This is a genomic window from Pseudomonas piscis (assembly GCF_009380155.1).
Classification (GTDB): Bacteria; Pseudomonadota; Gammaproteobacteria; order Pseudomonadales; family Pseudomonadaceae; genus Aquipseudomonas; species Aquipseudomonas piscis.
On record NZ_WHUV01000005.1, the window covers coordinates 405,893 to 430,036 of the forward strand.

At 64.2% G+C, this 24,144-nt stretch carries 20 protein-coding genes; 12 read left to right on the plus strand and 8 right to left on the minus strand.

Annotated elements, in window-relative coordinates; all coding sequences use genetic code 11:
• Window positions 1-62 precede the first annotated feature (62 nt).
• On the minus strand, window positions 63-713 hold the full coding sequence (locus GDH07_RS26620; protein WP_022639670.1) for a GNAT family N-acetyltransferase: 651 nt from the start codon (window positions 711-713) through the stop codon (window positions 63-65).
• Between the two features lie 173 nt (window positions 714-886).
• Here GDH07_RS26620 and xthA point away from each other — a divergent pair, with 173 nt between their 5' ends.
• On the plus strand, window positions 887-1,699 hold the full coding sequence (gene xthA, locus GDH07_RS26625) for an exodeoxyribonuclease III (protein WP_152899398.1): 813 nt from the start codon (window positions 887-889) through the stop codon (window positions 1,697-1,699).
• Window positions 1,700-1,747: 48 nt separating this feature from the next.
• Here xthA and GDH07_RS26630 read toward each other — a convergent pair whose 3' ends face one another.
• Window positions 1,748-2,080 (minus strand): DUF1508 domain-containing protein, encoded by a 333-nt coding sequence (locus tag GDH07_RS26630; protein WP_022639673.1) that lies wholly within the window; start codon window positions 2,078-2,080, stop codon window positions 1,748-1,750.
• Window positions 2,081-2,373: 293 nt separating this feature from the next.
• Here GDH07_RS26630 and GDH07_RS26635 point away from each other — a divergent pair, with 293 nt between their 5' ends.
• Window positions 2,374-3,756: a substrate-binding domain-containing protein gene (locus GDH07_RS26635; protein WP_022639674.1), complete on the plus strand. Its 1,383-nt coding sequence runs from the start codon at window positions 2,374-2,376 to the stop codon at window positions 3,754-3,756.
• 51 nt (window positions 3,757-3,807) lie between these two features.
• On the opposite strand, the gene GDH07_RS26640 is transcribed toward GDH07_RS26635, so the two are convergent.
• Window positions 3,808-5,040 (minus strand): acyl-CoA dehydrogenase, encoded by a 1,233-nt coding sequence (locus GDH07_RS26640; RefSeq protein WP_053136665.1) that lies wholly within the window; start codon window positions 5,038-5,040, stop codon window positions 3,808-3,810.
• Between the two features lie 201 nt (window positions 5,041-5,241).
• Between GDH07_RS26640 and GDH07_RS26645 the strand changes: the two genes are divergently transcribed.
• From GDH07_RS26645 to GDH07_RS26655, 3 genes are all read left to right on the plus strand, one after another.
• Complete coding sequence (locus tag GDH07_RS26645) at window positions 5,242-6,177, plus strand: LysR family transcriptional regulator (RefSeq protein ID WP_022639676.1); 936 nt, start codon at window positions 5,242-5,244, stop codon at window positions 6,175-6,177.
• 128 nt (window positions 6,178-6,305) lie between these two features.
• Window positions 6,306-6,710: a MerR family transcriptional regulator gene (locus GDH07_RS26650; RefSeq protein WP_152899399.1), complete on the plus strand. Its 405-nt coding sequence runs from the start codon at window positions 6,306-6,308 to the stop codon at window positions 6,708-6,710.
• A 59-nt stretch (window positions 6,711-6,769) separates the two neighbouring features.
• Entirely contained in the window at window positions 6,770-7,669 is a 900-nt protein-coding gene (locus tag GDH07_RS26655; RefSeq protein WP_022639678.1) for a hydroxymethylglutaryl-CoA lyase, read from the plus strand.
• Window positions 7,670-8,291: 622 nt separating this feature from the next.
• Here GDH07_RS26655 and GDH07_RS26660 read toward each other — a convergent pair.
• Complete coding sequence (locus tag GDH07_RS26660) at window positions 8,292-9,995, minus strand: AMP-binding protein (RefSeq protein WP_022639679.1); 1,704 nt, start codon at window positions 9,993-9,995, stop codon at window positions 8,292-8,294.
• 229 nt (window positions 9,996-10,224) lie between these two features.
• Here GDH07_RS26660 and GDH07_RS26665 point away from each other — a divergent pair, with 229 nt between their 5' ends.
• The 4 genes from GDH07_RS26665 (at window position 10,225) to GDH07_RS26680 (ending at window position 15,900) form a co-directional block, all read left to right on the plus strand.
• Entirely contained in the window at window positions 10,225-11,388 is a 1,164-nt protein-coding gene (locus GDH07_RS26665) for an isovaleryl-CoA dehydrogenase (RefSeq protein WP_152899400.1), read from the plus strand.
• A gap of 116 nt (window positions 11,389-11,504) precedes the next feature.
• A complete protein-coding gene (locus tag GDH07_RS26670; RefSeq protein WP_053136674.1) occupies window positions 11,505-13,112 on the plus strand; it encodes a carboxyl transferase domain-containing protein in 1,608 nt (535 codons plus the stop codon).
• 17 nt (window positions 13,113-13,129) lie between these two features.
• A complete protein-coding gene (locus GDH07_RS26675; protein ID WP_152899401.1) occupies window positions 13,130-13,945 on the plus strand; it encodes a gamma-carboxygeranoyl-CoA hydratase in 816 nt (271 codons plus the stop codon).
• On the plus strand, window positions 13,945-15,900 hold the full coding sequence (locus GDH07_RS26680) for an acetyl/propionyl/methylcrotonyl-CoA carboxylase subunit alpha (RefSeq protein ID WP_152899402.1): 1,956 nt from the start codon (window positions 13,945-13,947) through the stop codon (window positions 15,898-15,900). Before GDH07_RS26675 ends, GDH07_RS26680 begins: the two co-directional genes overlap by 1 nt.
• Before the next feature lie 132 nt (window positions 15,901-16,032).
• Here the strand turns inward: GDH07_RS26680 and GDH07_RS26685 are convergent, their stop codons facing one another.
• Complete coding sequence (locus GDH07_RS26685) at window positions 16,033-16,698, minus strand: LexA family protein (RefSeq protein WP_022639684.1); 666 nt, start codon at window positions 16,696-16,698, stop codon at window positions 16,033-16,035.
• A gap of 132 nt (window positions 16,699-16,830) precedes the next feature.
• Between GDH07_RS26685 and GDH07_RS26690 the strand changes: the two genes are divergently transcribed.
• Both GDH07_RS26690 and GDH07_RS26695 read left to right on the plus strand, forming a co-directional pair.
• Entirely contained in the window at window positions 16,831-17,178 is a 348-nt protein-coding gene (locus GDH07_RS26690; RefSeq protein ID WP_152899403.1) for a DUF6124 family protein, read from the plus strand.
• A gap of 482 nt (window positions 17,179-17,660) precedes the next feature.
• Window positions 17,661-18,815 carry a M14 family metallopeptidase gene (locus tag GDH07_RS26695; protein WP_053136680.1) on the plus strand — a complete coding sequence of 385 codons (1,155 nt, stop codon included), beginning with the start codon at window positions 17,661-17,663 and terminating at the stop codon, window positions 18,813-18,815.
• A gap of 45 nt (window positions 18,816-18,860) precedes the next feature.
• On the opposite strand, the gene GDH07_RS26700 is transcribed toward GDH07_RS26695, so the two are convergent.
• Window positions 18,861-19,307 carry a winged helix-turn-helix transcriptional regulator gene (locus GDH07_RS26700; protein ID WP_053136683.1) on the minus strand — a complete coding sequence of 149 codons (447 nt, stop codon included), beginning with the start codon at window positions 19,305-19,307 and terminating at the stop codon, window positions 18,861-18,863.
• Window positions 19,308-19,408: 101 nt separating this feature from the next.
• On the opposite strand from GDH07_RS26700, the gene GDH07_RS26705 reads away from it, so the two are divergent.
• Window positions 19,409-20,638 (plus strand): MFS transporter, encoded by a 1,230-nt coding sequence (locus GDH07_RS26705; protein ID WP_152899404.1) that lies wholly within the window; start codon window positions 19,409-19,411, stop codon window positions 20,636-20,638.
• Between the two features lie 3 nt (window positions 20,639-20,641).
• Here the strand turns inward: GDH07_RS26705 and GDH07_RS26710 are convergent, their stop codons facing one another.
• Entirely contained in the window at window positions 20,642-21,646 is a 1,005-nt protein-coding gene (locus tag GDH07_RS26710) for a Csu type fimbrial protein (RefSeq protein ID WP_152899405.1), read from the minus strand.
• 28 nt (window positions 21,647-21,674) lie between these two features.
• Window positions 21,675-24,032, minus strand: coding sequence for a fimbria/pilus outer membrane usher protein (locus tag GDH07_RS26715; protein ID WP_152899406.1), 2,358 nt, complete (start codon window positions 24,030-24,032; stop codon window positions 21,675-21,677).
• Window positions 24,033-24,144 lie beyond the last annotated feature (112 nt).

Genomic DNA, 24,144 nt, shown 5'->3' on the forward strand with positions numbered 1-24,144 from the left:
GCGCGGATGCTATCACGAGCTTGGGAGGGCGATAGAGCGCTCGAGGGCGGGGAAAGTTCGATTCAGCCTGTTGCGCTTTGTAAGCGCTGCGGATTGGGATGGAAGAACACATGCTCGCGGACCGGCCCTACCGCCACCTCACCGATCTCTGCATAACCCTGGCGCTGGTAGAACGCGAGATAGCGCGGGTTGCCGGTGTCGAGCACCACGCCCTGGGAGTTGGCGTCCACCGCGCACCAGTTGTGCACCGCCTCCAGCAACTGTTCGCCAAAATGCTGACCCTGGAACTGCGGATGCACGCCCAGCAGCGGCAATACATGCAGCGCATCGTTGGGCAAGCAGGCTTGCACCGCGTCATGGTATTCCAGGTAGCGCCGGGTACAGCGAAAGCCCGTGCTCAACACCATGCGCAGCCGCCAGGCCCAACTCTCGGTGATGCCCAGCCGGCGCCGGGGCGGTGCGATCAGGGCGATACCGATCAGCCGGTCATTGACCAGCAAGCCGATGGCTGGCAGTTCCTGCAAGAAGTGTTGCTTGACCAGCTCGCGCACCGTGGCCCGCACCCGTTGCTCGTAGCCGGGGCGCTCGGACTCGAAGATGAAACCGAAGGTCGGTTCGTGGCGATAGGCCTGGTACAACAGCGACCGCGCTTCGCGGGAATACCCGCTGTCGAGCATGTGGATATCGGCGATGGCATTGCTGGCCTCGGGCATGACGGTCACTCCTCCCTGGCGCGGCTCGAAAGGTCGCGCTCTTGTATTACGAGCCTTGCGCGCCGCTGAACGTTCCCGCGCCCAAGGACATTAGCAGCGCATCGGCGGCGCCGCCACGCTGGTCGACCCGGGCGTTGTCAGCTAGCATCGCTGTTTTGCCAGGACCGCCGACCATGAAGATCGTCTCGTTCAACATCAACGGGCTGCGCGCCCGCCCCCATCAGCTGGCGGCGCTGATCGACAAGCACCAGCCGGACGTGATCGGCCTGCAGGAAACCAAGGTCGCCGACGAGCAGTTTCCCCTCGCCGAGGTCCAGGCCCTGGGGTATCACGTGCATTACCACGGCCAGAAGGGCCACTACGGCGTCGCCCTGCTCTCGCGCCAGGCGCCACTGGCCCTGCACAAGGGCTTCGACAGCGATGACGAAGACGCCCAGCGCCGCTTCATCTGGGGCACTTTCGCCGACGCCGATGGCACGCCGGTGACCATCATGAACGGCTATTTCCCCCAGGGCGAAAGCCGCGACCACCCCACCAAGTTCCCGGCCAAGGAGCGCTTCTACAGCGACCTGCAACAGTTGCTGGAAAGCCGCTTCAGCAACGACCAGCCCCTGGTGGTCATGGGTGATGTGAACATTTCCCCGGAAGACTGCGACATCGGCATCGGCGCCGACAACGCCAAGCGCTGGCTCAAGACCGGCAAGTGCAGCTTCCTCCCGGAAGAGCGCGAGTGGATGGCACGCCTGAAGAACTGGGGCCTGGTGGACAGCTTCCGCCACCTCAACCCCGAGGTGAACGACCGCTTCAGCTGGTTCGACTACCGCAGCCGTGGCTTCGAAGACGAACCCAAGCGTGGCTTGCGCATCGACCTGATCATGGCGTCCCGTGGCCTGCTGCCGCGGGTCAAGGCTGCCGGGGTCGACTATGAACTGCGGGGCATGGAGAAACCTTCGGACCATGCGCCGATCTGGCTCGAATTGAGCTGATCGCCAGGCACAAAAAAGCCCATCTGTTGATGGGCTTTTTTCTGCCGGTTAGAGCTGGACCCGCTGGACGCGGTCCGTGGTGCCGGCGCTGGCAATCTCGCCGATGGCTCTCTCCAGGGCCTCTTGCGAATCATACAAGTGGCTGACGAGGATCACCTCATTGCCAGACTTGAGCTTGAAATAGGGCTTGCCACCCGACGAAATTTTCTTGACGTAGCGCTCGGGAGAGGCGCAGTGTGCGCGGAACAGGCCGAGGGCTGCCTCGGCACTGTCCCGGCAAGGGTAGCGGTCGCTTTGAAGCATGGTCTGCGCCTCCTCTGTCTTGAGCAAGAATCTGCACGCACCACTGCCATACTGCTTCAGTTCAAACCAGGCACTCATTTGCAACTCCTTTGAAAGTCACGAGAACTGGCAGCTCCACGCTGCCGGGGCATCTGCGGGGATGACGCGTTGGCAGTCGCCCCAATCCCCTACAGACAAAGTTGTCCAATCTACGTAGTCTCCAAAGGCTGGTCTTTAGGAGAAATCTCAAAAAATCTAGAGAAAACAGCTATTTATGGCGTAGGACTTTCGCCATTTATCGATGACACCCGTCCTTCGTCACATGTCTGTCACCTCCCTGACTTAATCTCGCCGGCACTTACCTATTCCTCTATATAGAAGGCCAGTGCCCCATGCCCCGCGTTTTCTCCGCCAGTGAACGAGACATCTGGTGCCGGACCATCAGCCTGTTCCTGATCGGTTTCATTTGTTATTCCCTGCCCTGGTCGGCGTTCGCCGCCCTGCCCCTGGCGGCGGACGACACGGCGGTGCTGCGTATCCAGGGTTCCAACACCATCGGCGCCCGGTTGGGCCCGGCGCTGGTCAAGGGGCTCATGGAACAACAGGGCCTGCATGGCATCAGGATCGAGGCCAGCGGCAAGGACAACGAGCAACGGGTCGTCGGCCAGACCGCCCAGGGCGGCCAGGTCCGGGCGGAGGTGGCGGCCCATGGCTCGAGCACCGGCTTTGCCGCGCTGAACAGTGCCCGAGCCGACCTGGCCGCCGCCTCACGGCCGATCAAGGACGGTGAACTGGTGGAGCTGGAGAACCTCGGTGACCTGAAAAGCCCCGACGCCGAGCAAGTCATCGCCATCGACGGCCTAGCGATCATCCTCCATCCACGCAACCCGCTGACCCGCTTGAGCACCGAGCAACTGGCGCGACTGTTCAGCGGCGAGACCAAGACCTGGGAAGACCTGGGCGGGATCGGCGGCCCGGTGCACCTGTATGCCCGGGATGACCAATCGGGTACCTACGACACCTTCAGGGAGTTGGTCCTTGGCCGGCGCGGCAAGGCCCTGAGTCCCGGCGCCAAGCGTTTCGAATCCAGCGAGCAACTGTCCGACGCGGTCAGCCAGGATCCCCAGGGCATAGGCTTCATCGGCCTGCCCTATGTGCGCCAGGCCAAGGCGGTGGCCATCGTCGACGGCGATTCGCAACCGATGCTGCCACTCAACAGCCTGATCGCCACCGAGGACTATCCGCTGTCGCGCCGCCTGTACCTGTACCTGCCGCCCGACAGCCAGAACCCCTGGGCCAAGGCCTTGGTGAGCTTCGCCCAGAGCGCCAAAGGCCAGGCCATCGTCGCCGCCAACGGCTTCGTCGCCCAGACCGTGCAAGCCATGAGCGTGACGCCCAACCCGCAGATGCCCGAGGCCTACCAGGCCCTGGCCCGGGAAGCCCAGCGCCTGAGCGTGAACTTTCGCTTCGAGGAAGGCAGCGCCAACCTGGACAACAAGGCCCGCCAGGACCTGAGCCGGGTCCTGGACTACCTGCGCCAGCACGGCAAGATGACTCGCCAGGTAACCCTGGCCGGCTTCGGCGATGCCAAGAACGACCCTGGCCGCGCCGCCCTGCTGTCCAAACTGCGGGCCATGGCGGTACGTAGGGAACTGGTGAAGAGTGGCGTGGTGTTGCGCGAGATCCGCGGTTTCGGCGCGCAGTTGCCGGTGGCCACCAACGATCTCGACGAGGGCCGGATCAAGAACCGGCGCGTGGAGGTCTGGGTCTACTGAACCCATGCGCAGCCTGCCGATGCCGCCACCGGCAGGCTCAGGGAGCAGCTATCAGTGCCCGCCGCTGCGCATCAGTTCCCGGGGCACGTACTTGCCGATCTCGTACTTGCCGATTGCCGCCCGGTGCACTTCATCCGGGCCGTCGGCCAGGCGCAGGGTGCGCTGCATCGCATACATGTAGGCCAGCGGGAAGTCATTGGAAACACCGGCCCCACCATGGATCTGGATCGCCCGGTCGATCACGCGCAAGGCGACATTCGGCGCCACCACCTTGATCTGGGCGATCTCGCTCTTGGCCACCTTGTTACCGGCGGTATCCATCATGTAGGCGGCCTTGAGGGTCAGCAGGCGCGCCATGTCGATCTCCATCCGCGAGTCGGCGATCTTGTCGATGTTGCCCCCCAGCCGCGCCAGTGGCTTGCCGAACGCGGTACGGTTCACTGAACGCTTGCACATCAATTCCAGGGCGCGCTCGGCCATGCCGATCGAGCGCATGCAGTGGTGGATGCGGCCCGGGCCCAGGCGCCCCTGGGCGATCTCGAAGCCCCGGCCCTCGCCCAGCAGCACGTTTTCATAGGGCACGCGGACGTTGTCGAACACCACCTCGGCGTGACCGTGGGGAGCGTCGTCGTAACCGAACACCGGCAGCGGGCGGATGATCTTCACCCCGGGGGTGTCCACCGGCACCAGGATCATCGAGTGCTGCTGGTGGCGCGGCGCATCCGGGTTGCTCAGGCCCATGAAGATCAGGATCTTGCAGCGCGGATCGCATGCGCCCGAGGTCCACCATTTCTTGCCGTTGATCACCCACTCGTCGCCATCGCGCACCGCCCGGGCCGCCATGTTGGTGGCGTCGGACGATGCCACGTCCGGCTCGGTCATGGCGAAGGCCGAACGGATCTCGCCACGCAACAACGGCTGCAACCAGCGCTGCTTCTGCTCCTGGTTGGCATACCGCACCAGCACTTCCATGTTGCCGGTGTCGGGGGCCGAGCAGTTGAACGGCTCTGGCCCGAGCATCGAGCGCCCCATGATTTCCGCCAGTGGCGCGTATTCCAGGTTGGTCAGCCCGGCCCCCAGCTCGGACTCGGGCAGGAACAGGTTCCACAACCCTTCGGCCTGGGCCTTGAGCTTGAGCTCTTCCATGATGGCGGTCGGCTGCCAGCGGTCGCCTTCGGCAACCTGGCGCTCGAAGACCGCTTCAGCCGGATAAACATAGGCATCCATGAACGCGGTGACGCGCTCACGCAGTTCCTGGACCTTGGGGGAATAGGCGAATTCCATGGGCAGCTCTACCTCTATGAAAACGGGTGTGGAGGGACTGAAATCGATGCTAGTTCAGCTACGAAAATTTACCTAGCCTATTCTCGGCGTGTATTAACATTCATCACCGATATATGATCGGCTGATTCTGCAGGCTCCCAAGCCGCCCCCTCACGTGCCCCAACGGCCCCTCGCCGAGGCCAACAATAAGAGTGCAGCGCCATGAATCTGAACAAGGTCGACCTCAACCTCTTCATCGTTTTCGACGCGATCTACACCGAAGCCAACCTGACCCGCGCCGGCCAGATCGTCGGCATCACCCAGCCGGCGGTGTCCAACGCCCTGGCCCGCCTGCGCGAAACCTTCAATGACCCGCTGTTCGTCCGGACCGCCCAGGGCATGGTGCCGACCCCCATGGCGCAGAACATCATCGGGCCGGTGCGCAACGCCCTGTCGCTGCTGCGGGTCTCGGTCCAGGAGAGCCGGATCTTCAACCCCCTGCAGGCGGTGAAGACCTACCGCATCAGCATGACCGACCTGACCGAGGCGGTGATCCTGCCGCCGCTGTTCCAGCGCTTGCGGCGCCTGGCACCGACGGTGGCGATCGAGAGCTTCCTCTCCAAGCGCCGGGAAACCACCAAGGAACTGGCGGCCGGACGCCTGGATTTCGCCGTGGATGCGCCGCTCAACACCGACCCTCAGGTGCGTCACGTCAAGCTCATGGAAGACCGTTATGTCTGCGCCATGCGCAAGGGCCATCCGCTGGCGGGCAAGGAAAAGTTCACCCTGGACGACTACCTGTCCCTGACCCATATCCATATTTCCAGCCGTCGCAGCGGCCTCGGCCATGTGGACCTGGCCCTGGGCAAGATGGGCATCCAGCGCAAGATCGCCCTGCGCTCCCAGCATTACTTGATGGCCTCCCTGGTCTTGCAACAGACCGACATGGTCATGACCGTGCCGGCGCGTTTTGCAAGACGCCACGACTTGCAGGCCTTCAACCTGCCGGTCAACGACGTGCCGCCAGTGGAAACCCATCTCTACTGGCACGAAAGCACCGACCAGGACCCGGCGAACCGCTGGATGCGCGAGCAGATGATCGAGCTGTGCCAGCAGGTCGCCGCCCACGAGAAAAAACTCGACCAGCAAGCGGTCTGAACGCGAACCGCCGGCGGATCCGCTTCCGGGCCGGGCCGCCAGGAGCGGACCGGCGATGCAAGGGCATTGCTTGACGTATACGTCAACCTGCCTTTAGCTTAGCGCCAAGTCCTACCTTGAGCGCCTCCATGAGCAGCCAGACCTACAGCATCTCCGATCTCGCGCGCGAGCTCGACATCACCACCCGGGCCATTCGCTTCTATGAGGAGCAAGGCCTGCTGGCCCCCGAGCGCCGGGGCCAGGAGCGCATCTATTCGCCACGGGACAAGGTCAGCCTGAAACTGATCCTGCGGGGCAAGCGCATCGGTTTCTCCCTGGCCGAATGTCGCGAACTGATCGAGCTCTACGACCCTTCCAGCGGCAACCTAAAGCAACTGCACAGCATGCTGGCCAAGATCGCCGAGCGCCGCGAACAGCTCGAACAGCAACTACTGGACATCGAACAGATGAAACTGGAACTGGATACCGCCGAGGAGCGCTGCACCCAGGCGCTGCAACAGACCCTCCAGAGTCAGAACCACACCGCCCAATGACGCCCGCGACCACTCGGTGCGCAGTGCTCCCCGTCATCACTTGAGAGAAGGTGAACCCCATGTCCCTCCCCAGCCACGTACGCCTGGTCGAAGTCGGCCCCCGCGACGGCCTGCAGAACGAAGCCCAGCCCATCAGCGTCGACGACAAGGTGCGCCTGGTGGACGCCCTGACCGAGGCCGGCCTGGGCTATATAGAAGTCGGCAGTTTCGTCTCGCCCAAGTGGGTGCCGCAGATGGCCGGCTCGGCCGAAGTGTTCGCCCGCATCCAGCGCAAGCCGGGGGTGGTCTACGGCGCCCTGGCACCGAACCTGCGGGGTTTTGAGGATGCCCTGGCGGCCGGGGTCAAGGAAGTCGCGGTGTTCGCCGCCGCCTCGGAAGCCTTCTCCCAGCGCAACATCAATTGCTCCATCAGCGAGAGCCTGGAACGCTTCGCGCCGATCATGGAGGCCGCCCGGCAGCACGGCATCAGCGTGCGCGGCTATGTGTCCTGCGTGCTGGGCTGTCCGTATGAAGGATCGATCGCCCCCGAACAAGTGGCCCTGGTGGCCCGCGAGCTGTACGCCATGGGCTGCTACGAAGTGTCCCTGGGCGACACCATAGGTACCGGCACCGCCGGCGCTACCCGGCGGATGTTCGAGGCAGTGGCCGCGAATGTCCCACGGGACAAGCTGGCCGGGCACTTCCACGACACCTATGGCCAGGCCCTGGCCAATATCTACGCCAGCCTGCAAGAAGGCATCGCGGTGTTCGACAGCTCCGTGGCCGGGCTGGGCGGCTGTCCCTATGCCAAGGGCGCCAGCGGTAACGTCGCCACCGAGGACGTGCTTTACCTGCTCGACGGCCTGGGGATCCACACCGGTATCGACATGGACCGTCTGATCGCCGCCGGTAACCGCATCAGCGAAGTGCTCGGCCGGGCCACCGGCTCGCGGGTGGCCAAGGCGCGCAGTGCCACCTGAGCAGAGTGTGCGGCCGGTGTGTTACCGGCCGCTCTGGAATGGGGCGGGAACGAGTAACACGGAAACAGTTTGTTGATTTTTTTGCGGAACAGATTGTCCTACAAAATTATCAAGCCATTGATTTTAAAGAGATTTAAAAAGTTGGCACGGCTTCTGCTATCTCTATGGCATAACAAGAATAAAAAGCTGCAAACCTAATAAAAATAAGACGAAACGACTCTGACATAACAAAAACAACACGGCAGAGACGCAGCTAACAGATTTTTTTGGAGAAGGTGCACTGTGCGGGACGGCTTGCAAAAGCTATTCGCAATCGGTCAGAGAACAATAAAACTACCCTCGAGGTAGCTCCCGAACCGGTTGGATCGCCTTGGCGACACATTGGATCAGCGCTCAAAAAAATACGTTTGCTCTTGATCCCGGATGGGGATCGCCCAAAACAGCGGTAAAGGGCCACGGTCGACAAAAACAACAACAGGCCGCCCCTCAATAATAAAAAAAGAGCACGCAACGACAAATTAAAGGGGAGCCTCGGCTCCCCTTTGTGCTTCCTGCCTTTCGTGTTTTGCACCCTGCCCGCTCCAGCTGCGTGCACCGGGACCGATGCACGCACCCAAGACGATCAGCCCCTGCCCAGATGCTCGCGCAGTTCCTCGGCGCTGATTTCCCGCATGCGGAACTTCTGGATCTTGCCGGTGACGGTCATCGGGAACTCCTCGACGAACTTGAAGTAACGCGGCGTCTTGAAGTGCGCGATGCGCTCCTTGCACCAGGCCTGCAACTCCAGTTCGTTGGCCGCGTGTCCGGGATGGAACTTGATCCAGGCCACGATCTCCTCGCCGTAACGGGCGCACGGCACCCCCACCACCTGTACATCGGCCACCGCCGGATGGGTGAAAAAGAACTCCTCCAGCTCCCGCGGATAGATGTTCTCGCCACCGCGGATGATCATGTCCTTGTTACGCCCGGCAATGCACACGTAACCCTGCGGGTTCATGGTGGCCAGGTCGCCGGTGTGCATCCAGCCGGCCGGGTCGATGGACTCCCGGGTACCTTCGGGATTGTTCCAGTAGCCGAGCATCACGCTGTAGCCCCGAGTACAGAGCTCGCCGATGGTGCCCCGCGGCACCACGTTGCCGGCCTCGTCGATGATCTTGCTTTCCAGGTGCGGCTGGGTCCGGCCCACGGTGGTCACCCGCAGTTCCAGCTCGTCGGCAGGTCCGGTCTGCAGCGACACCGGGCTGGTCTCGGTCATGCCGTAGGCGATCTGCACCTGGCTCATGTGCATCTCGCTGATCACCCGGCGCATCACTTCGATCGGACAGGTGGCGCCAGCCATGATCCCGGTGCGCAGGCTCGCCAGGTCGAACTCGTGGCGCCGGGGCTGGTCGAGCATGGCGATGAACATGGTAGGCACGCCATACAGCGCGGTGGCCCGCTCCTCGGCCACGGCCCCCAGGGTCAGCAGCGGGTCGAAGGCATCGTTGGGATAGATCATGGTGCTGCCATGGGTGATGCAACCCAGGTTGCCCATGACCATGCCGAAGCAGTGATACAACGGCACCGGGATCACCAGCCGATCGGCGGCGGTGAGGCCCAGGCTCTCACCGACCATGTAGCCGTTGTTGAGGATGTTGTAGTGGCTCAGGGTCGCGCCCTTGGGGAAGCCGGTGGTGCCGGAGGTGTACTGGATATTCACTGGCTGGTCGAAATCCAGGCTGTCCTGGCGGGCCTGCAACTGCTCGGCGCTGGCGCCGGCGGCCAGGTCGCTGAGCTGCGACCACGGCAGGAAGCCCGACGGTGGCCGGGCGTCCAGGCTGATCACCCCACGCAACTCTGGTAGCAGTTGGCTGTGCAACTGGCCAATGGACTGTTCGGCCAGTTCCGGCAGCAACCCCTGGAGCATGCCGTGGTAATCGGAAGTCTTGAAGGCCCCGGCGCAGATCAGCCATTGGCAGCCGGACTGCTTGAGCACGTACTCCAGTTCGGCGGCGCGATAGGCCGGATTGATGTTCACCAGGATGACGCCGATCTTGGCGCTGGCGAACTGGGCAATGCACCACTGGGCACAATTGGGGGCCCAGATCCCCAAGCGGTCGCCGGTCTTGAGCCCCAGGGCCAGCATGGCCCGGGCATGCAGATCGACCGTCTCGCGCAGTTGCTGCCAGGTGTAGCGCAACTGCTGGTGGCGGACCACCAGCGCCTCGCCCTGGGGATGGGCGGCAACGGTGTTGTCGAAGGCCTGGCCAATGGTCTGCGCCAGCAAGGCGCGGTCTTGCGTACCACGGGTATAGCTGCGATCCGGCTGGGAACCCGAGTGTTCCATGACGCCCCCTATTGTCTTTATTAGTGGGTGTTCAGGAGCCAGGCCGATGGCGCGAACAAGCCGGGCTCCAAGCGAAAGCCCGGTTACTCTGGCGCAAGTTGACGTTTACGTAAAGGGTGATTGACAGCCATCCGAGGCAGGTTTACGTTAACGTAAAGGTGAGAGCCTGGCAGCGCTGCTCTCCGCGTCTCGTTCCCTCGACAAAAACAAATTTTGAAGGTGCCCCGCCATGAGTTACCCGACCCTGAACTTCGCCCTCGGTGAAACCATCGACATGCTGCGTCAACAAGTCCAGGCCTTCGTCAAGGCGGAACTGGCGCCCCGGGCGGCACAGATCGACGCCGACAACCTGTTCCCCGCCGACATGTGGCGCAAGTTCGGCGACATGGGCCTGCTGGGCATCACCGTGCCGGAAGAATACGGCGGTGCCGGCCTGGGTTACCTGGCCCATGTGGTGGCCATGGAGGAAATCAGCCGCGGCTCGGCCTCGGTGGCCCTGTCCTACGGCGCCCACTCCAACCTGTGCGTCAACCAGATCAACCGCAACGGCAACCACGAGCAAAAGAGCAAGTACCTGCCCAAGCTGATCAGCGGCGAGCACATCGGCGCCCTGGCCATGAGCGAACCCAACGCCGGCTCCGACGTGGTGTCGATGAAGCTGCGCGCAGACAAGCGCGGCGACCGCTTCGTACTCAACGGCAGCAAGACCTGGATCACCAACGGCCCCGACGCCAACACCTATGTGATCTACGCCAAGACCGACCTGGAAAAGGGTCCCCACGGCATCACCGCGTTCATCGTCGAGCGTGACTGGAAAGGCTTCAGCCGCAGCAACAAGTTCGACAAGCTGGGCATGCGCGGTTCCAACACCTGCGAGCTGTTCTTCGATGACGTCGAAGTGCCGGAAGAGAACGTGCTGGGCGCAGTCAACGGCGGCGTGCGGGTCCTGATGAGCGGCCTGGACTACGAGCGCGTGGTGCTCTCCGGCGGCCCGACCGGGATCATGCAGTCCTGCATGGACCTGGTGGTGCCCTACATCCACGACCGCAAGCAATTCGGCCAGAGCATCGGCGAGTTCCAGCTGATCCAGGGCAAGATCGCCGACATGTACACCCAGCTCAACGCCAGCCGCGCCTACCTGTACGCCGTGGCCCAGGCTTGCGAGCGTGGCGAGACCACCCGCAAGGATGCCGCCGGGGTGATCCTCTACTCCGCCGAACGTGCGACCCAGATGGCCCTGGATGCGATCCAGATCCTGGGTGGCAACGGCTACATCAACGAATTCCCGGCCGGCCGCCTGCTACGCGACGCCAAGCTCTACGAGATCGGTGCCGGCACCAGCGAAATCCGCCGCATGCTGATCGGCCGCGAACTGTTCAACGAAACCCGCTGAAGCAGCTTCAAGCAGAAAGCTACAAGCAGCAAGACAAACAGCGATGCGCGCTTGCAGCCACAACACTGAACATTCTTGCAGCTTGAAGCTTGAGGCTTGATTCTGCGTGAGGAGTCATGATGATCCTGAAGTCACAGTTGAACACTAAATCACCAGAGTTCGCGCAGAACTGGAGCGCCATGGCGGCCCAGGTCGACGCCCTGCATACCCTGCTGGCCCAGGTCCAGCAAGGCGGCGGCGCCAAGGCCCAGGAACGCCATACCTCACGCGGCAAGCTGCTGCCCCGCGAGCGGATCAACCGCCTGCTCGACCCCGGTTCGCCGTTCCTGGAGGTCAGCCCGCTGGCGGCCTACGAGGTCTATGGCGAGGACGTGCCCGCTGCCGGGGTGATCGCCGGCATCGGCCGGGTAGAAGGCGTGGAATGCATGATCGTGGCCAACGATGCCACGGTCAAAGGCGGCTCCTACTACCCGCTGACCGTGAAAAAACACCTGCGCGCGCAGACCATCGCCCTGCAGAACCGCCTGCCATGCATCTACCTGGTGGACTCCGGCGGCGCCAACCTGCCCCGCCAGGACGAAGTGTTCCCGGATCGCGAGCACTTCGGGCGGATCTTCTTCAACCAGGCCAACATGAGCGCCCAGGGCATCCCGCAGATCGCCGTGGTCATGGGCTCCTGCACCGCCGGCGGTGCCTACGTACCGGCCATGGCCGACGAAGCGATCATGGTCCGCGAGCAAGCCACTATCTTCCTCGCCGGCCCGCCGCTGGTGAAGGCCGCCACCGGCGAGGTGGTGAGCGCCGAAGACCTGGGCGGTGCCGACGTGCACTGCAAGGTTTCCGGCGTGGCCGACCACTATGCCGAGAGCGATGAGCACGCCCTGGCCCTGGCGCGCCGTAGCGTGGCCAACCTCAACTGGCACAAGCAGGGCCAGTTGCAGCAACGCACGCCGATCGCCCCGCTGTATGCCCGGGATGAGCTGTATGGCGTGGTGCCGGCCGATCCCAAGCAGCCGTTCGACGTGCGCGAAGTCATCGCGCGCCTGGTGGACGGTTCGTTGTTCGATGAATTCAAGGCGCTGTTCGGCACCACCCTGGTGTGCGGCTTCGCCCACCTGCACGGCTACCCGGTGGCGATCCTGGCCAACAACGGCATCCTGTTCGCCGAGGCCGCGCAAAAAGGCGCGCACTTCATCGAACTGGCGTGCCAGCGCGGCATCCCGCTGTTGTTCCTGCAGAACATCACCGGCTTCATGGTGGGGCAGAAATACGAGGCCGGCGGCATCGCCAAGCATGGCGCCAAGCTGGTGACGGCGGTGGCCTGCGCCCAGGTGCCGAAATTCACCGTGATCATCGGTGGCAGCTTCGGTGCCGGTAACTACGGCATGTGCGGCCGCGCCTACGATCCACGCTTCTTGTGGATGTGGCCCAACGCGCGGATCGGCGTGATGGGTGCCGAGCAGGCTGCCGGCGTGCTGGTACAGGTCAAGCGCGAGCAGGCGGAACGTAGCGGACAGGGGTTCGACGCGACCCAGGAAGCCCAGATCAAGCAACCGATCCTCGACCAGTACGAGCACCAGGGGCACCCCTACTACTCCAGCGCCCGGCTGTGGGACGACGGCGTCATCGACCCGGCGCAGACCCGCGAGGTGCTGGCCCTGGCGTTGTCCGCGTCCCTCAACGCCCCTATCGAACAGAGCCGTTTCGGCGTGTTCCGCATGTAATCCTGCGCGAGAAGATCATGAGCGATTTCAATACCCTGGAACTGCTGCGCGACCCTCGTGGCTTCGCCACCTTGTGGCTCAGCCGTGAAGAAAAGAACAACGCCTTCAACGCCGAGATGATCCGCGAGCTGATCCTGGCCCTGGACCAGGTGCAAGGCGATCCCAACCTGCGCTTCCTGCTGCTGCGCGGCCGTGGCCGGCATTTCAGCGCCGGCGCCGACCTGGCCTGGATGCAGCAGTCGGCCGAGCTGGACTACAACACCAACCTCGACGACGCCCGGGAACTGGCGGAGTTGATGTACAACCTGGCCAAGCTGAAGATCCCGACCCTGGCCGTGGTGCAAGGTGCGGCCTTCGGCGGCGCCCTGGGCCTGATCAGCTGCTGCGACATGGCCATCGCCAGCGACGACGCACAATTCTGTTTGTCGGAAGTGCGCATCGGCCTGGCCCCGGCGGTGATCAGCCCGTTCGTGGTCCAGGCCATCGGCGAACGCGCTGCCCGGCGCTATGCCTTGACCGCCGAGCGCTTCGACGGCCCGCGTGCGCGGGACATCGGCCTGCTGGCCGAGAGCTACCCGGCGGCAGATCTGGAACAGCACGTCAGCCGCTGGATCGACAACCTGCTGCTCAACAGCCCCCAGGCCATGCGTGCCAGCAAGGACCTGTTGCGCGAAGTGGGCAACGGCGCCCTGACCACCGCCCTGCGACGCTATTGCGAGAACGCCATCGCGCGGATCCGCGTCAGCCCCGAAGGACAGGAAGGCCTGCGGGCGTTCCTGGAGAAACGCCCGCCCAGCTGGCAGACCGAGACCATGACCAAGGAGTCCCGCTGATGAGCGCGCCGATCCTAGATACCCTGCTGGTGGCCAACCGCGGCGAGATCGCCTGCCGCGTGATGCGCACCGCCAAGGCCCTGGGCCTGACCACCGTGGCCGTGCACAGCGCCACCGACCGCGATGCCCGCCACAGCCGTGAAGCGGACATCCGCGTGGACCTGGGCGGCAGCAAGGCCAGCGAAAGCTACCTGCAGATCGACAAGCTGATCGCCGCCGCCAAGGCCAGCGGCGCCCAGGCCATCCACCCCGGTTATGGCTTTCTTTCCGAGAACGCCGGTTTCGCCCGGGCCATCGAGGCTGCCGGGCTGATCTTCCTCGGCCCACCGGCATCGGCCATCGACGCCATGGGCAGCAAGTCGGCGGCCAAGGCCCTGATGGAAACCGCCGGTGTACCGCTGGTGCCGGGCTACCACGGCGAGGCCCAGGACCTGGAAACCTTCCGCAGCGCCGCCGAGCGCATCGGCTATCCGGTGCTGCTCAAGGCCACCGCCGGTGGCGGCGGCAAAGGCATGAAGGTGGTGGAAGACGTCAGCCAGCTGGCCGAAGCCCTGGCCTCGGCCCAGCGTGAAGCACAGTCGTCGTTCGGCGATTCGCGGATGCTGGTGGAAAAATACCTGCTAAAGCCCCGGCACGTGGAGATCCAGGTCTTTGCCGACCAGCACGGCAACTGCCTGTACCTCAACGAGCGCGACTGCTCGATCCAGCGTCGCCACCAGAAAGTGGTGGAAGAAGCCCCGGCCCCCGGCTTGAGCGCCGAGCTGCGTAAGGCCATGGGCGAGGCTGCGGTACGCGCGGCCCAGGCTATCGGCTACGTCGGCGCCGGCACCGTGGAATTCCTGCTCGACGCCCGCGGCGAATTCTTCTTCATGGAGATGAACACCCGCCTGCAGGTGGAACACCCGGTCACCGAAGCCATCACCGGCCTGGACCTGGTGGCCTGGCAGATCCGCGTGGCCCGTGGCGAAACCCTGCCCATGACCCAGGACCAGGTACCACTGCTGGGCCATGCCATCGAAGTGCGCCTGTACGCCGAGGACCCGGGCAACGACTTCCTGCCGGCCACCGGCCGCCTGGAGCTGTATCGTGAATCCGCCAATGGCCCTGGCCGGCGCGTGGACAGCGGCGTCGAGGAAGGCGACAGCGTATCGCCGTTCTACGACCCGATGCTGGGCAAGCTGATCGCCTGGGGCGAGGACCGCGAACAGGCTCGCCTGCGCCTGCTGAGCATGCTCGACGAGTTCGCCATCGGCGGCCTGAAGACCAACCTGGCGTTCCTGCGCCGGATCATCGCCCACCCGGCCTTCGCCGAGGCCCAACTGGATACCGGCTTCATTCCGCGTTACCAGGAGCAACTGCTGCCGGCGGCCCGCGAGCTGGACCAGGACTTCTGGCAGGCTGCGGGCCAGGCCTACAGCCAGAGCCTGGCGCGGCGCGAGCGCCAGGACGATCCGCATTCGCCCTGGGCGGCGGTCGATGGCTGGCGCAGCGGCTTGCCGGCGCAGGTCGCCCTGCACCTATGCGCCGACGGCCAGGACCGGGCCATCAACCTGCAGACCCTTGGCGCCGACTACCGCCTGCAGGGTGAACGCCTGCTGGTGGAGCACCAAGGCGTGCGCCGCGAGCACCGGGCCATCCGTCGCGGCGACACCCTCTACCTGCACTGGCAGGGCGAGATGCGCAGCATCACGACCTACGACCCGATCGCCGCGGCCGACGCCAGCCACAGCCAGCACGGCGGCCTCACCGCCCCCATGAACGGCAGCATTGTCCGGGTCCTGGTGCAAGCCGGGCAAAGCGTCGAAGCCGGCGCGCAACTGGTGGTGCTCGAGGCCATGAAGATGGAACACAGCATCCGCGCGCCCCACGCCGGTATCGTCAAGGCGCTGTATTGCCAGGAAGGCGAGATGGTCAGCGAAGGCAGTGCGCTGGTGGAACTGGAACAGCCAGCCTGATGGGCAAGGCCCGCCGCCAGGCGGTCTGCGTGAACGCTGCGGCCCACACCGCAGCCATGGACTAGCCCCGAATGCAAAAAGCCCCTTCCTGAAACCAGGAAGGGGCTTTTTCGACTGAGGGCGCCTGCGTCTTCAGAACTTCGCGGTCGCTTGCACCACCACGCCGATGATCCGGCACTCATCGCTGTAGAGCATCTTCGGGTACGTCGGGTTGAGCGGCGCCAGGTACCGCTGGCCGCCCTCCTGCACCAACTTGCGAAAGAGCGCCTCGGCGCTGCCGGGACACTGCACGACCACCAGCTTGCCAGGCTCGGCCGCGATGGCCGGGTCCACCAGGATCAGCATGCCCTGGCTGATGCTCATGCCGCTGGGAGCGATCATCGCGTCCCCCACCACCATCAGCCAGAACGCCGCGCCCTGGGCCTGGTAGTCGGACAATTCGTAGCGCTCCGGCACATAGCTCGGCTGGCCATCCTCACGGACTTCGCCGGCGCTGCGCCAATCACTGACCGGATAACGGAAGTACGGGTTGTACCTATCCACCAGCGAAGGTTCCTGCTCCAGGGGCTCGCCATCGTCATTGACCAAGGGTTTTTCGCGGACCACCAGCACCACTTCGAGAAAGCCCATGCCGATCTCTTCCAGCACCCGGTTCATGTCTTCGATCTTGGGCTGGCGCCGCTTGCTCAACCAATGGCCAATGCCGCCCTGGGACATGCCCAGGCGCTCGGCGAGCTTCTCCTGCGTGACCTTGCGGCCTTTCATGTTGGCCTTGACCAACTCGATCCATTTATCCATGGGCGGAACAATACGTTGTGTATTTTCCGCCTCAACACACAAGTTGTAGTATTTGAAATGGCGTCACAATTACAATAAGTATTAATCTGTGCCTGCCCCCTCTTTTCATTTTCTCAAGACAAGGCAGAACCCATGAACACAAGCAGCAAGAACGTGCCGGAACTCGATACAGAGGCCACATTCAGCTCACTTGCAGGCAAGCATGCAATGCGACGAGCAATGGACCACCCTACGGAGCCGCCCCACGGCAGCATCAACAAGGAGGAGAAATTCTTCGAGATAAGAAGCAGCCTCAGCAGCGAGGAAGCCATGATCCATGCATCCGACCTGCTGCGCTGCGCGGCCGCCACCGCCTACGACGCGGCCGACAACCTGCATGGGCCCAATCGGGACCTGGCGTTCTCGGTGGTGCATATGATCGATCTGGCCAAGGCCCTGGTGGACAAGTCCCTGGAAGGCCAACGGCATGAAATCGCTTGAAATGCAGACACCCCGCCAGCCCGAAACGGGTGCAGGGCAATCCAGGATGAAAAAAAATTCGAGCAGGCAGGGAAAAACGTTTGACTTGCAAATGATAATGATTATTATTGCAGGCAACTGATCGCGAGATCGGTCGATGATCCAAAGGACCTTAGGTCGGACCTCTGGATTATCTCCTCATCAGGCTAATCACGGTTTTTGACCCGGCTTTTTCGCCGGGTCTTTTTTTTGCCAGTCATGCTGGCTTGGCTTCAGGCTAATGAAGACGTGGGTGACGCAAAAATAATGGCGGCGATCATAGCAAAAGAATGTCCTTTTGCAAGCAAAGGGCCGTGCTGGAAGCCGCACAATTCCTAAAGTAGCGCTTGAGAATCAATCGCATACACACTAAGCTTCATCGGCGTCAAGGACGACGCCCCCCTTCTTTTACCCCCTCCGATGTGTAGAGTAGCGGTCACAACAATCCTGTTCAGGAACCGACCATGACCGTGGGCAATCACTCTTCTTTTCACATCAGCGCCGACTTCGACAGCGGTAACATCAACGTGCTGGACACCAGCAACCCGCTCCAGGTAGAGCTGGCCATTCGCCCTGATACCCAGAGCCCGCACTTCCAGTGGTTTCACTTCAAGGTCAGCGGCCTGCATGTCGGCCAGGAACACTGGTTCCGCCTGACCAATGCCAGCCAGTCTTCCTACAACAAGGCCTGGACCGGCTACCACGCCGTGGCCTCCTACGACCACGTGAACTGGTTTCGCGTCCCGACGATCTTCGAAGGCGACGCCCTGCGCTTCAATCTCGAAGCCACCCAGACCCACGCCTGGTTCGCCTACTTCGAACCCTACAGCCGTGGCCGTCACGACTGGCTGATCGACCAGGCCCTGACCAAGGCCGGCACCGAGTTGCTGGCCGTGGGCAAGAGCGTCGAAGGCCGTGACATCCAGTTGCTGCGCAAGGGCAGCGGCGCCCCCGGCCAGCGCAAGCTGTGGATCATCGCCCAGCAGCACCCCGGCGAGCACATGGCCGAGTGGTTCATGGAGGGCGTGATCGAACGCTTGCAACGCCACGACGATGCCGAGCTCAACGCCTTGCTGGCCAAGGCCGACCTGTACCTGGTACCGAACATGAACCCGGACGGCGCCTTCCACGGCCACTTGCGTACCAACGCCAAGGGCCAGGACCTGAACCGCGCCTGGCAGAACGCCAGCCAGGAGCTCAGCCCGGAAGTGTTGTTCGTCCAGCAGCAGATGGAACAGTACGGGGTCGACCTGTTCCTCGACGTCCATGGCGACGAGGAAATTCCCCATGTATTCACCGCCGGCTGTGAAGGCAACCCGGGCTACACACCGCGCCTGGCCAAGCTCGAAGAACATTTTCGCAGCCACCTGAAGCACAAGACCCGGGACTTCCAGACCACCCACGGCTATACCCGCGACAATCCCGGCCAGGCCAACATGACCCTGGCCTGCAATGCCGTCGGGGAAAAATACGATTGCCTGGCGCTGACCCTGGAAATGCCGTTCAAGGACCACAACGACGCGCCCAACCCGCTCACCGGCTGGTCCGGCAAGCGCTCCATGCAACTGGGCAAGGATGTGCTGAGCACCCTGGCCGACCTGGTGGACAGCCTGCGCTGAACGAAACCCACGACTGCGCGAGCCACTCGCGCAGTCGTCGCGGTCTCAAGCCACCGGTATCCGCAGGCAGTCCTCCGGCCCCAGCAGCCGACCGTCGGCAGAACGCAGTTCCAGCGCCCGCAGCGGTTGCCGGGTCTGACGGTCCACCAGTTGCGAATGCGCCTCCCCTTCCTCGTAGAAAAACGCCTCGCCCCATTGGCGCAAGCCGATGATCAGCGGAAACAGGCCCTTGCCCTTATCCGTCAGCACGTACTCCTGGTAGGCGCTGCCGTCGGAAGCCGGCACCACATCCAGCACCCCGTGCTCCACCAAGGTCCGCAGGCGCGCGGCGAGGATGTTCTTGGCCATGCCGAGGTTGCGCTGGAACTCGCCGAAACGGCGGATACCGTCGAAGGCATCGCGCACGATCAGCAACGACCACCAATCGCCGATGGCGTCGAGTGAGCGCGCCACCGGGCATTCAGCGTCTTGCAGGCGGGTGCGTTTGACCATGGTTGGGAAACTCCGATAAGCCCGGGAAACTGGTTGCAATATAAAACCAAGATTATTACCGTACAACTGGTTTCATAAAGCAACCAAAAACGGAGCCTGCCATGCCTGCCGATTCGCCCACCATCGCCGCCTCGACGCTCTCATCCAAAGTGGTGCTGCTATTCGCCACCGCCTGCGGCCTGGCGGTCGGCAACGTCTACTACGCCCAGCCGCTACTGGACGCCATGGCCCAAAGCTTCGGCCTGGCCCCGGCCACCGTGGGCATCGTCATCACGCTGACCCAGGTGGGCTACGGCCTGGGCCTGCTGTTGCTGGTGCCCCTGGGCGACCTGCTCGACCGCCGCCGGCTCATCGTCACCCAGACCCTGCTCTCGGTGCTGGCGCTGCTGGTCGTGGCCCTGGCGCCGAACGGTACCTGGCTGCTGCTGGGCATGGCGGGCGTCGGCTTGCTGGCGGTGGTGACCCAGGTCCTGGTGGCTTACGCCGCCAACCTGGCGCAACCGGAACAACGCGGGCGGGTAGTCGGCGTGGTCACCAGTGGCGTGGTACTGGGCATCCTGCTGGCCCGTACCGTGGCCGGGGGCATGGCCGACCTGGCGGGCTGGCGTTCGGTGTACCTGCTGTCCGCCGGACTGACCCTGATGGTGGCACTGGCCCTGTGGCGGGTCTTGCCGGCCGTGCAACGACCACCGGCAGCCCAGGACTACCTGCAACTGCTGGGTTCGCTGCTGTGCTTGTTCAAGGAGGAGAAGATCCTGCGTGACCGGGCCGTGCTGGCCATGCTGATCTTCGCCGCGGCCACCACCCTATGGACGCCGCTGGTACTGCCCCTGAGCGCCCCGCCGCTGTCGCTCAGTCACACCCAGATCGGCCTGTTCGGCCTGGCCGGGGCCGCCGGCGCCCTGGGTGCGGCGCGGGCCGGACAGCTGGCCGACCGGGGCCTGGCGCAATGGACCAGCGGCCTGGCCCTGGGCCTGATGCTGCTCTGCTGGATCCCCATCGGCCTGACCCAATGGTCGCTGTGGGCCCTGCTGGTTGGGGTAATCGGCCTCGATCTGGGCCTGCAGGCCGTGCATGTCACCAGCCAGAGCCTGATCTACAGTGTGCGACCCGAGGCCCAGAGCCGCCTGGCGGCCGGCTACATGCTGTTCTACTCCATCGGCAGCGCCGCAGGCTCCATCGCCGCCACCACTACCTACGCCTGGGCCGGCTGGACCGGCGTCTGCCTGCTGGGCGCGGGCATCAACGCGATAGCGCTGGGCTACTGGCTGTGGAGCCTGGGCCCGCAGCGCCCGCGCGCCAGCCAGCCCTGCCCGCTGGAAAGCGCCTGACGCTCAGAAGCCCACGTCCAGCACCACGTTATCCAGGTAGGTACCGGCCGGCGGCGTGCTCTGGTCGGTGTAGATCCTGGCGTTGTAGTTGAACACCTGGCTGCCGGTGCCCAGGCCGTTGCCGGGGTTGACCTCGGCATCGGTACTGGAACGCCGGGCGCTGCCGACGCTGCCCCAGCGGGTGGTCCCGGCGCTCTTGAAGATGTCGTAGGCCAGGAAGTTGCCGCCGGAGACCATGCGCCGCCGACCGCCAACGCTGATCGGGTTCTGGCCGTCGCTCAAGCCCACGGTGTAGGCACTGCCCTTGGTACAGGCCAGGTTGATGGTCTGCCCGCTGACCGTGGCGAAGGCGCTGATCACCGGTGCGCTGCCAAAGCTGATGTCGGGTGCGGTGATCACGCAGTCGTTGGACACCGTCATGTTCACCGTGAGGCTCTGGGTACCGCTGCCCACATCCCGCCCCAGGCAGATACCCAGGGCACCGATCCCCGAGCAATAGTTCCAGCTCCAGAAGATGCTCAGGTTCTCGGTATAGACCCCCGCCGCGACATTGCTGCCGGTGACGGTACCCAGGTAGATCGGCACCGTCTTGGCCACCGTGGGACTGCCCAGCAGGCCCAGCAGGTCGATGATCGAATTGCGCGCGAAGTCGAAGGCCACGCCCCGGGTGATGGGATAGCTGGTGCTGTTGTTGGCATACAGGGTGTAGTTGATGACATCGCCGGTGGGTCCGACCATGCCACTGGTACTGGAGGTGATGGTGGCGTAGAAGTGGTCGGTGGTGACCAGCAGCGACAACAGCGAGCCGGTGCACCGCAGCCCGGCATTGGTGGTGGAGGCCGGTTGCGAGGTGGTGCGCACCAGGATCGAGCTGACGGTGCCGAACGCCGCCGGGGTGGTGCTGACCGTGGAACAGAGCGCCAGGGCCGGCAGGGCCAGCAGCCAGGCCAGCAAGCCCAGGCCCCATCGTCCCCATGCCCGGCCCCGGCCGGCCTTGAATCCATTCATCTGTCGTCCTCCTGTGGTGGCTACGCGACTACTGGCAAGCCAGTGGGCCGATCAGCGGGATCTGCTGTTGCTCCAGGTCGATGTCGAACTGCGCCTGGCAATGGCTGCCATCGGCCAGGCCGACCTCCAGGGTGTTATGCGCCGAGAGATTCTCCAGGTACACCAGGCCATCCCAGCCGACCACCGCCCGCGCCCCGCTCTGCTGGTGGATGACACTACTGCCCAGGGGCAGTTCCTGCTGGCGAGCGTCCACCAGGACGATGCTCGCGGCGATCACCCGGGTCAGCGGGAACTCCAGCAGGTAGCCGCTGCCACGGCGCACCGCGACCCTTTGCTCGACGTTCGGGCTCTGCACGTTGGCCGGCAGGTTCAATGGATCGATCTCGTACTTGCCCCGGTAGTAGGCGCTGCTCCAGGGCACCAGCAGGTGGCCATTCTTGTCGGTCTGGCCCACCAGCTGGTTCTCGTAGCGCACCGGGATGTCCTTGTAGCCACCGGTGCTGACCACCACGAAGGCATCGTCGATACGGTTGGCGGCGAACACCTCGCGGTCCATCCAGACCAGCGAACCGCTGGCATCGGCCCAGCGCGTCTCGGCCTCACGAGTGCCGTAGACCCCGGCTTGCAGGCGCACCGACTGCAAGCGCCAGGTCAGGTCGGCCTGGCGGTAGTCCGGGCCATCGCCGGTGGCGTAGCCGAGGTTGTAGCCCAGCCCGCCCTCCAGCGGCACCGAGCGGCTGAAGTTGACCCGCTGACGGTTTTCCCCGGCCTTGCTGCGCTCGTTGCTCAAGCTCAGGCTGCCATACATGTCGAAGGGCACCACCAACTGGGCCTGCGTCGCCCACTGGCGCTCGCCGATCTCGCGGTTGGCCGACAGGTAGAAACTGCTGTTGCGCCACAGCGGTTTGCTCCAGGTCAGGTTCAGCAGCCGGGTCCGGGTCGAGTCGGCAGCGCGCACGTCGAAGTAACCGGCGCCGAGGCTGCCGAAACGCTCCAGGTTCAGGCTCAGGGTCAATTGCTCGCTGCGCTGGCTGAGGCTGGTGTAGGGGCTATCCACCACCGTCAGGTCGGCGTACCGGTCGCGGCGCTGCACGCGCTGGTAGGACAGGCTGTAGCGCTGGCTGCTGTACTGGTAGCCGAAGCTCAGTTGCTGGCCGCCATTGCCGTCGAAGCGGCTCTGGCTGAAGGCAGTATTGAGGATCCCGAACTGGCCCAGCCGCAGGTTGCCGCCGAGCCCGCCCAGGGCCAGGGACTGCGAGGCCTCGGCATGGCTTTCCAGGGTCAGACTGTCGCTCAGGCCGTGGCGCAGGCTGGCGGAGGTCACACCGGGGCCGTAGCCGAAGTCCCGCAGGGTGTAGTCGCGACGCAAGGTACCGGCGGCCACCGAGAAGTCCGTCAGGCCCTTCTGCAACAGGTTGCTGGTGACATAGAACGGCACGGTGGTGGACACCTGGCGTCCCAGGGCATCGGTGGTGACCACCACCGCCTCACCCGCGCCGTTGATGAAGGGAATGTTGGTCAGGGTGTAGGGCCCAGGTTGCAGTTCGGCGCTGCTGGCCTTGTAGCCATTGATGAACAGGTCCACCGAGCTGGGCACTGCCGCTTCCCCGGCGAACTGCGGCAAGGGATAGGTCACCAGGTCCGGGCGCACGGCGAAGTCCCTGGACAACTGGACCCCACCCAGGCGCACCGAACTGCTCCAGGGCAAGGCGCCGCTGACCAGGTCGCCGGCCTCGTAGGTCAGCATGCGTTCGTCATCGGAGAAGCGCCAAGTGGTGTCGTAGCGCCGATAGCCGTTGTTCAGCGAAGCGCTGCGGACCCCGGACAGGGTCCGCCGGTATTGCCCGCTGTTGGAGAGGGTGCCCCAGCTATCGAACAGCCGCAGCTCGTTCCCCGCCGCCAGGTAGCTGCCGCCGTCGTCGGTATCGTTGAAGTACAGGTCATAGTTGAGCAACGCGCCGAAGCTGCTCAGGGCCGGGGTCCGCGGATAGGCCTGGCGGCTGCCGACCAACTGCTCCGGCAACCAGTCCGGCGGTACGTTCAGCAACAGGCGCTGGCCCGGGCTGTCGTAATCGCTGTGCAGCCCCGGCAAGGCTTCGAGATCGACTTCGCTCTCCAGTTGCTGTGCCAGCTTGATGCCCGTCTCGCGCAAGGCGCTGGCCGATATGAACAGCCGACCTGCACGTTGCTCCACCGCCACCACCTTGCCCGTATCCATCTGGTTGATGACCAACTCCAGGAACAGCTGCGCATCGGCCATCGACTCCAGGCTGCTGGGCGGTGGAGGCACCTCGCCAGCCTGGGCCGGGGCCGCCAGCAACAAGCCCCACAAGCCTGCCAGCAGCCCCTTCCAGTACCAAGAGCGATGAGCCGGATCCTGGCTCATGAGCGGTTCAAGTCCATCTATGGACCTCTCCATCCCTGGGCGCATGCGCTAACGCTCGCGCATCCGTCCTTGCCTCCTCCTTGCCGCCGACATCCGGGCGGCGACCTTCGCG

Coding starts and splice junctions, on each gene's coding strand:
- GDH07_RS26620 (WP_022639670.1), bottom strand. CDS start 713: ATGCCCGAGGCCAGCAATGCCATCGCCGATATCCACATGCTCGACAGC.
- xthA (WP_152899398.1), top strand. CDS start 887: ATGAAGATCGTCTCGTTCAACATCAACGGGCTGCGCGCCCGCCCCCAT.
- GDH07_RS26630 (WP_022639673.1), bottom strand. CDS start 2,080: ATGAGTGCCTGGTTTGAACTGAAGCAGTATGGCAGTGGTGCGTGCAGA.
- GDH07_RS26635 (WP_022639674.1), top strand. CDS start 2,374: ATGCCCCGCGTTTTCTCCGCCAGTGAACGAGACATCTGGTGCCGGACC.
- GDH07_RS26640 (WP_053136665.1), bottom strand. CDS start 5,040: ATGGAATTCGCCTATTCCCCCAAGGTCCAGGAACTGCGTGAGCGCGTC.
- GDH07_RS26645 (WP_022639676.1), top strand. CDS start 5,242: ATGAATCTGAACAAGGTCGACCTCAACCTCTTCATCGTTTTCGACGCG.
- GDH07_RS26650 (WP_152899399.1), top strand. CDS start 6,306: ATGAGCAGCCAGACCTACAGCATCTCCGATCTCGCGCGCGAGCTCGAC.
- GDH07_RS26655 (WP_022639678.1), top strand. CDS start 6,770: ATGTCCCTCCCCAGCCACGTACGCCTGGTCGAAGTCGGCCCCCGCGAC.
- GDH07_RS26660 (WP_022639679.1), bottom strand. CDS start 9,995: ATGGAACACTCGGGTTCCCAGCCGGATCGCAGCTATACCCGTGGTACG.
- GDH07_RS26665 (WP_152899400.1), top strand. CDS start 10,225: ATGAGTTACCCGACCCTGAACTTCGCCCTCGGTGAAACCATCGACATG.
- GDH07_RS26670 (WP_053136674.1), top strand. CDS start 11,505: ATGATGATCCTGAAGTCACAGTTGAACACTAAATCACCAGAGTTCGCG.
- GDH07_RS26675 (WP_152899401.1), top strand. CDS start 13,130: ATGAGCGATTTCAATACCCTGGAACTGCTGCGCGACCCTCGTGGCTTC.
- GDH07_RS26680 (WP_152899402.1), top strand. CDS start 13,945: ATGAGCGCGCCGATCCTAGATACCCTGCTGGTGGCCAACCGCGGCGAG.
- GDH07_RS26685 (WP_022639684.1), bottom strand. CDS start 16,698: ATGGATAAATGGATCGAGTTGGTCAAGGCCAACATGAAAGGCCGCAAG.
- GDH07_RS26690 (WP_152899403.1), top strand. CDS start 16,831: ATGAACACAAGCAGCAAGAACGTGCCGGAACTCGATACAGAGGCCACA.
- GDH07_RS26695 (WP_053136680.1), top strand. CDS start 17,661: ATGACCGTGGGCAATCACTCTTCTTTTCACATCAGCGCCGACTTCGAC.
- GDH07_RS26700 (WP_053136683.1), bottom strand. CDS start 19,307: ATGGTCAAACGCACCCGCCTGCAAGACGCTGAATGCCCGGTGGCGCGC.
- GDH07_RS26705 (WP_152899404.1), top strand. CDS start 19,409: ATGCCTGCCGATTCGCCCACCATCGCCGCCTCGACGCTCTCATCCAAA.
- GDH07_RS26710 (WP_152899405.1), bottom strand. CDS start 21,646: ATGAATGGATTCAAGGCCGGCCGGGGCCGGGCATGGGGACGATGGGGC.
- GDH07_RS26715 (WP_152899406.1), bottom strand. CDS start 24,032: ATGAGCCAGGATCCGGCTCATCGCTCTTGGTACTGGAAGGGGCTGCTG.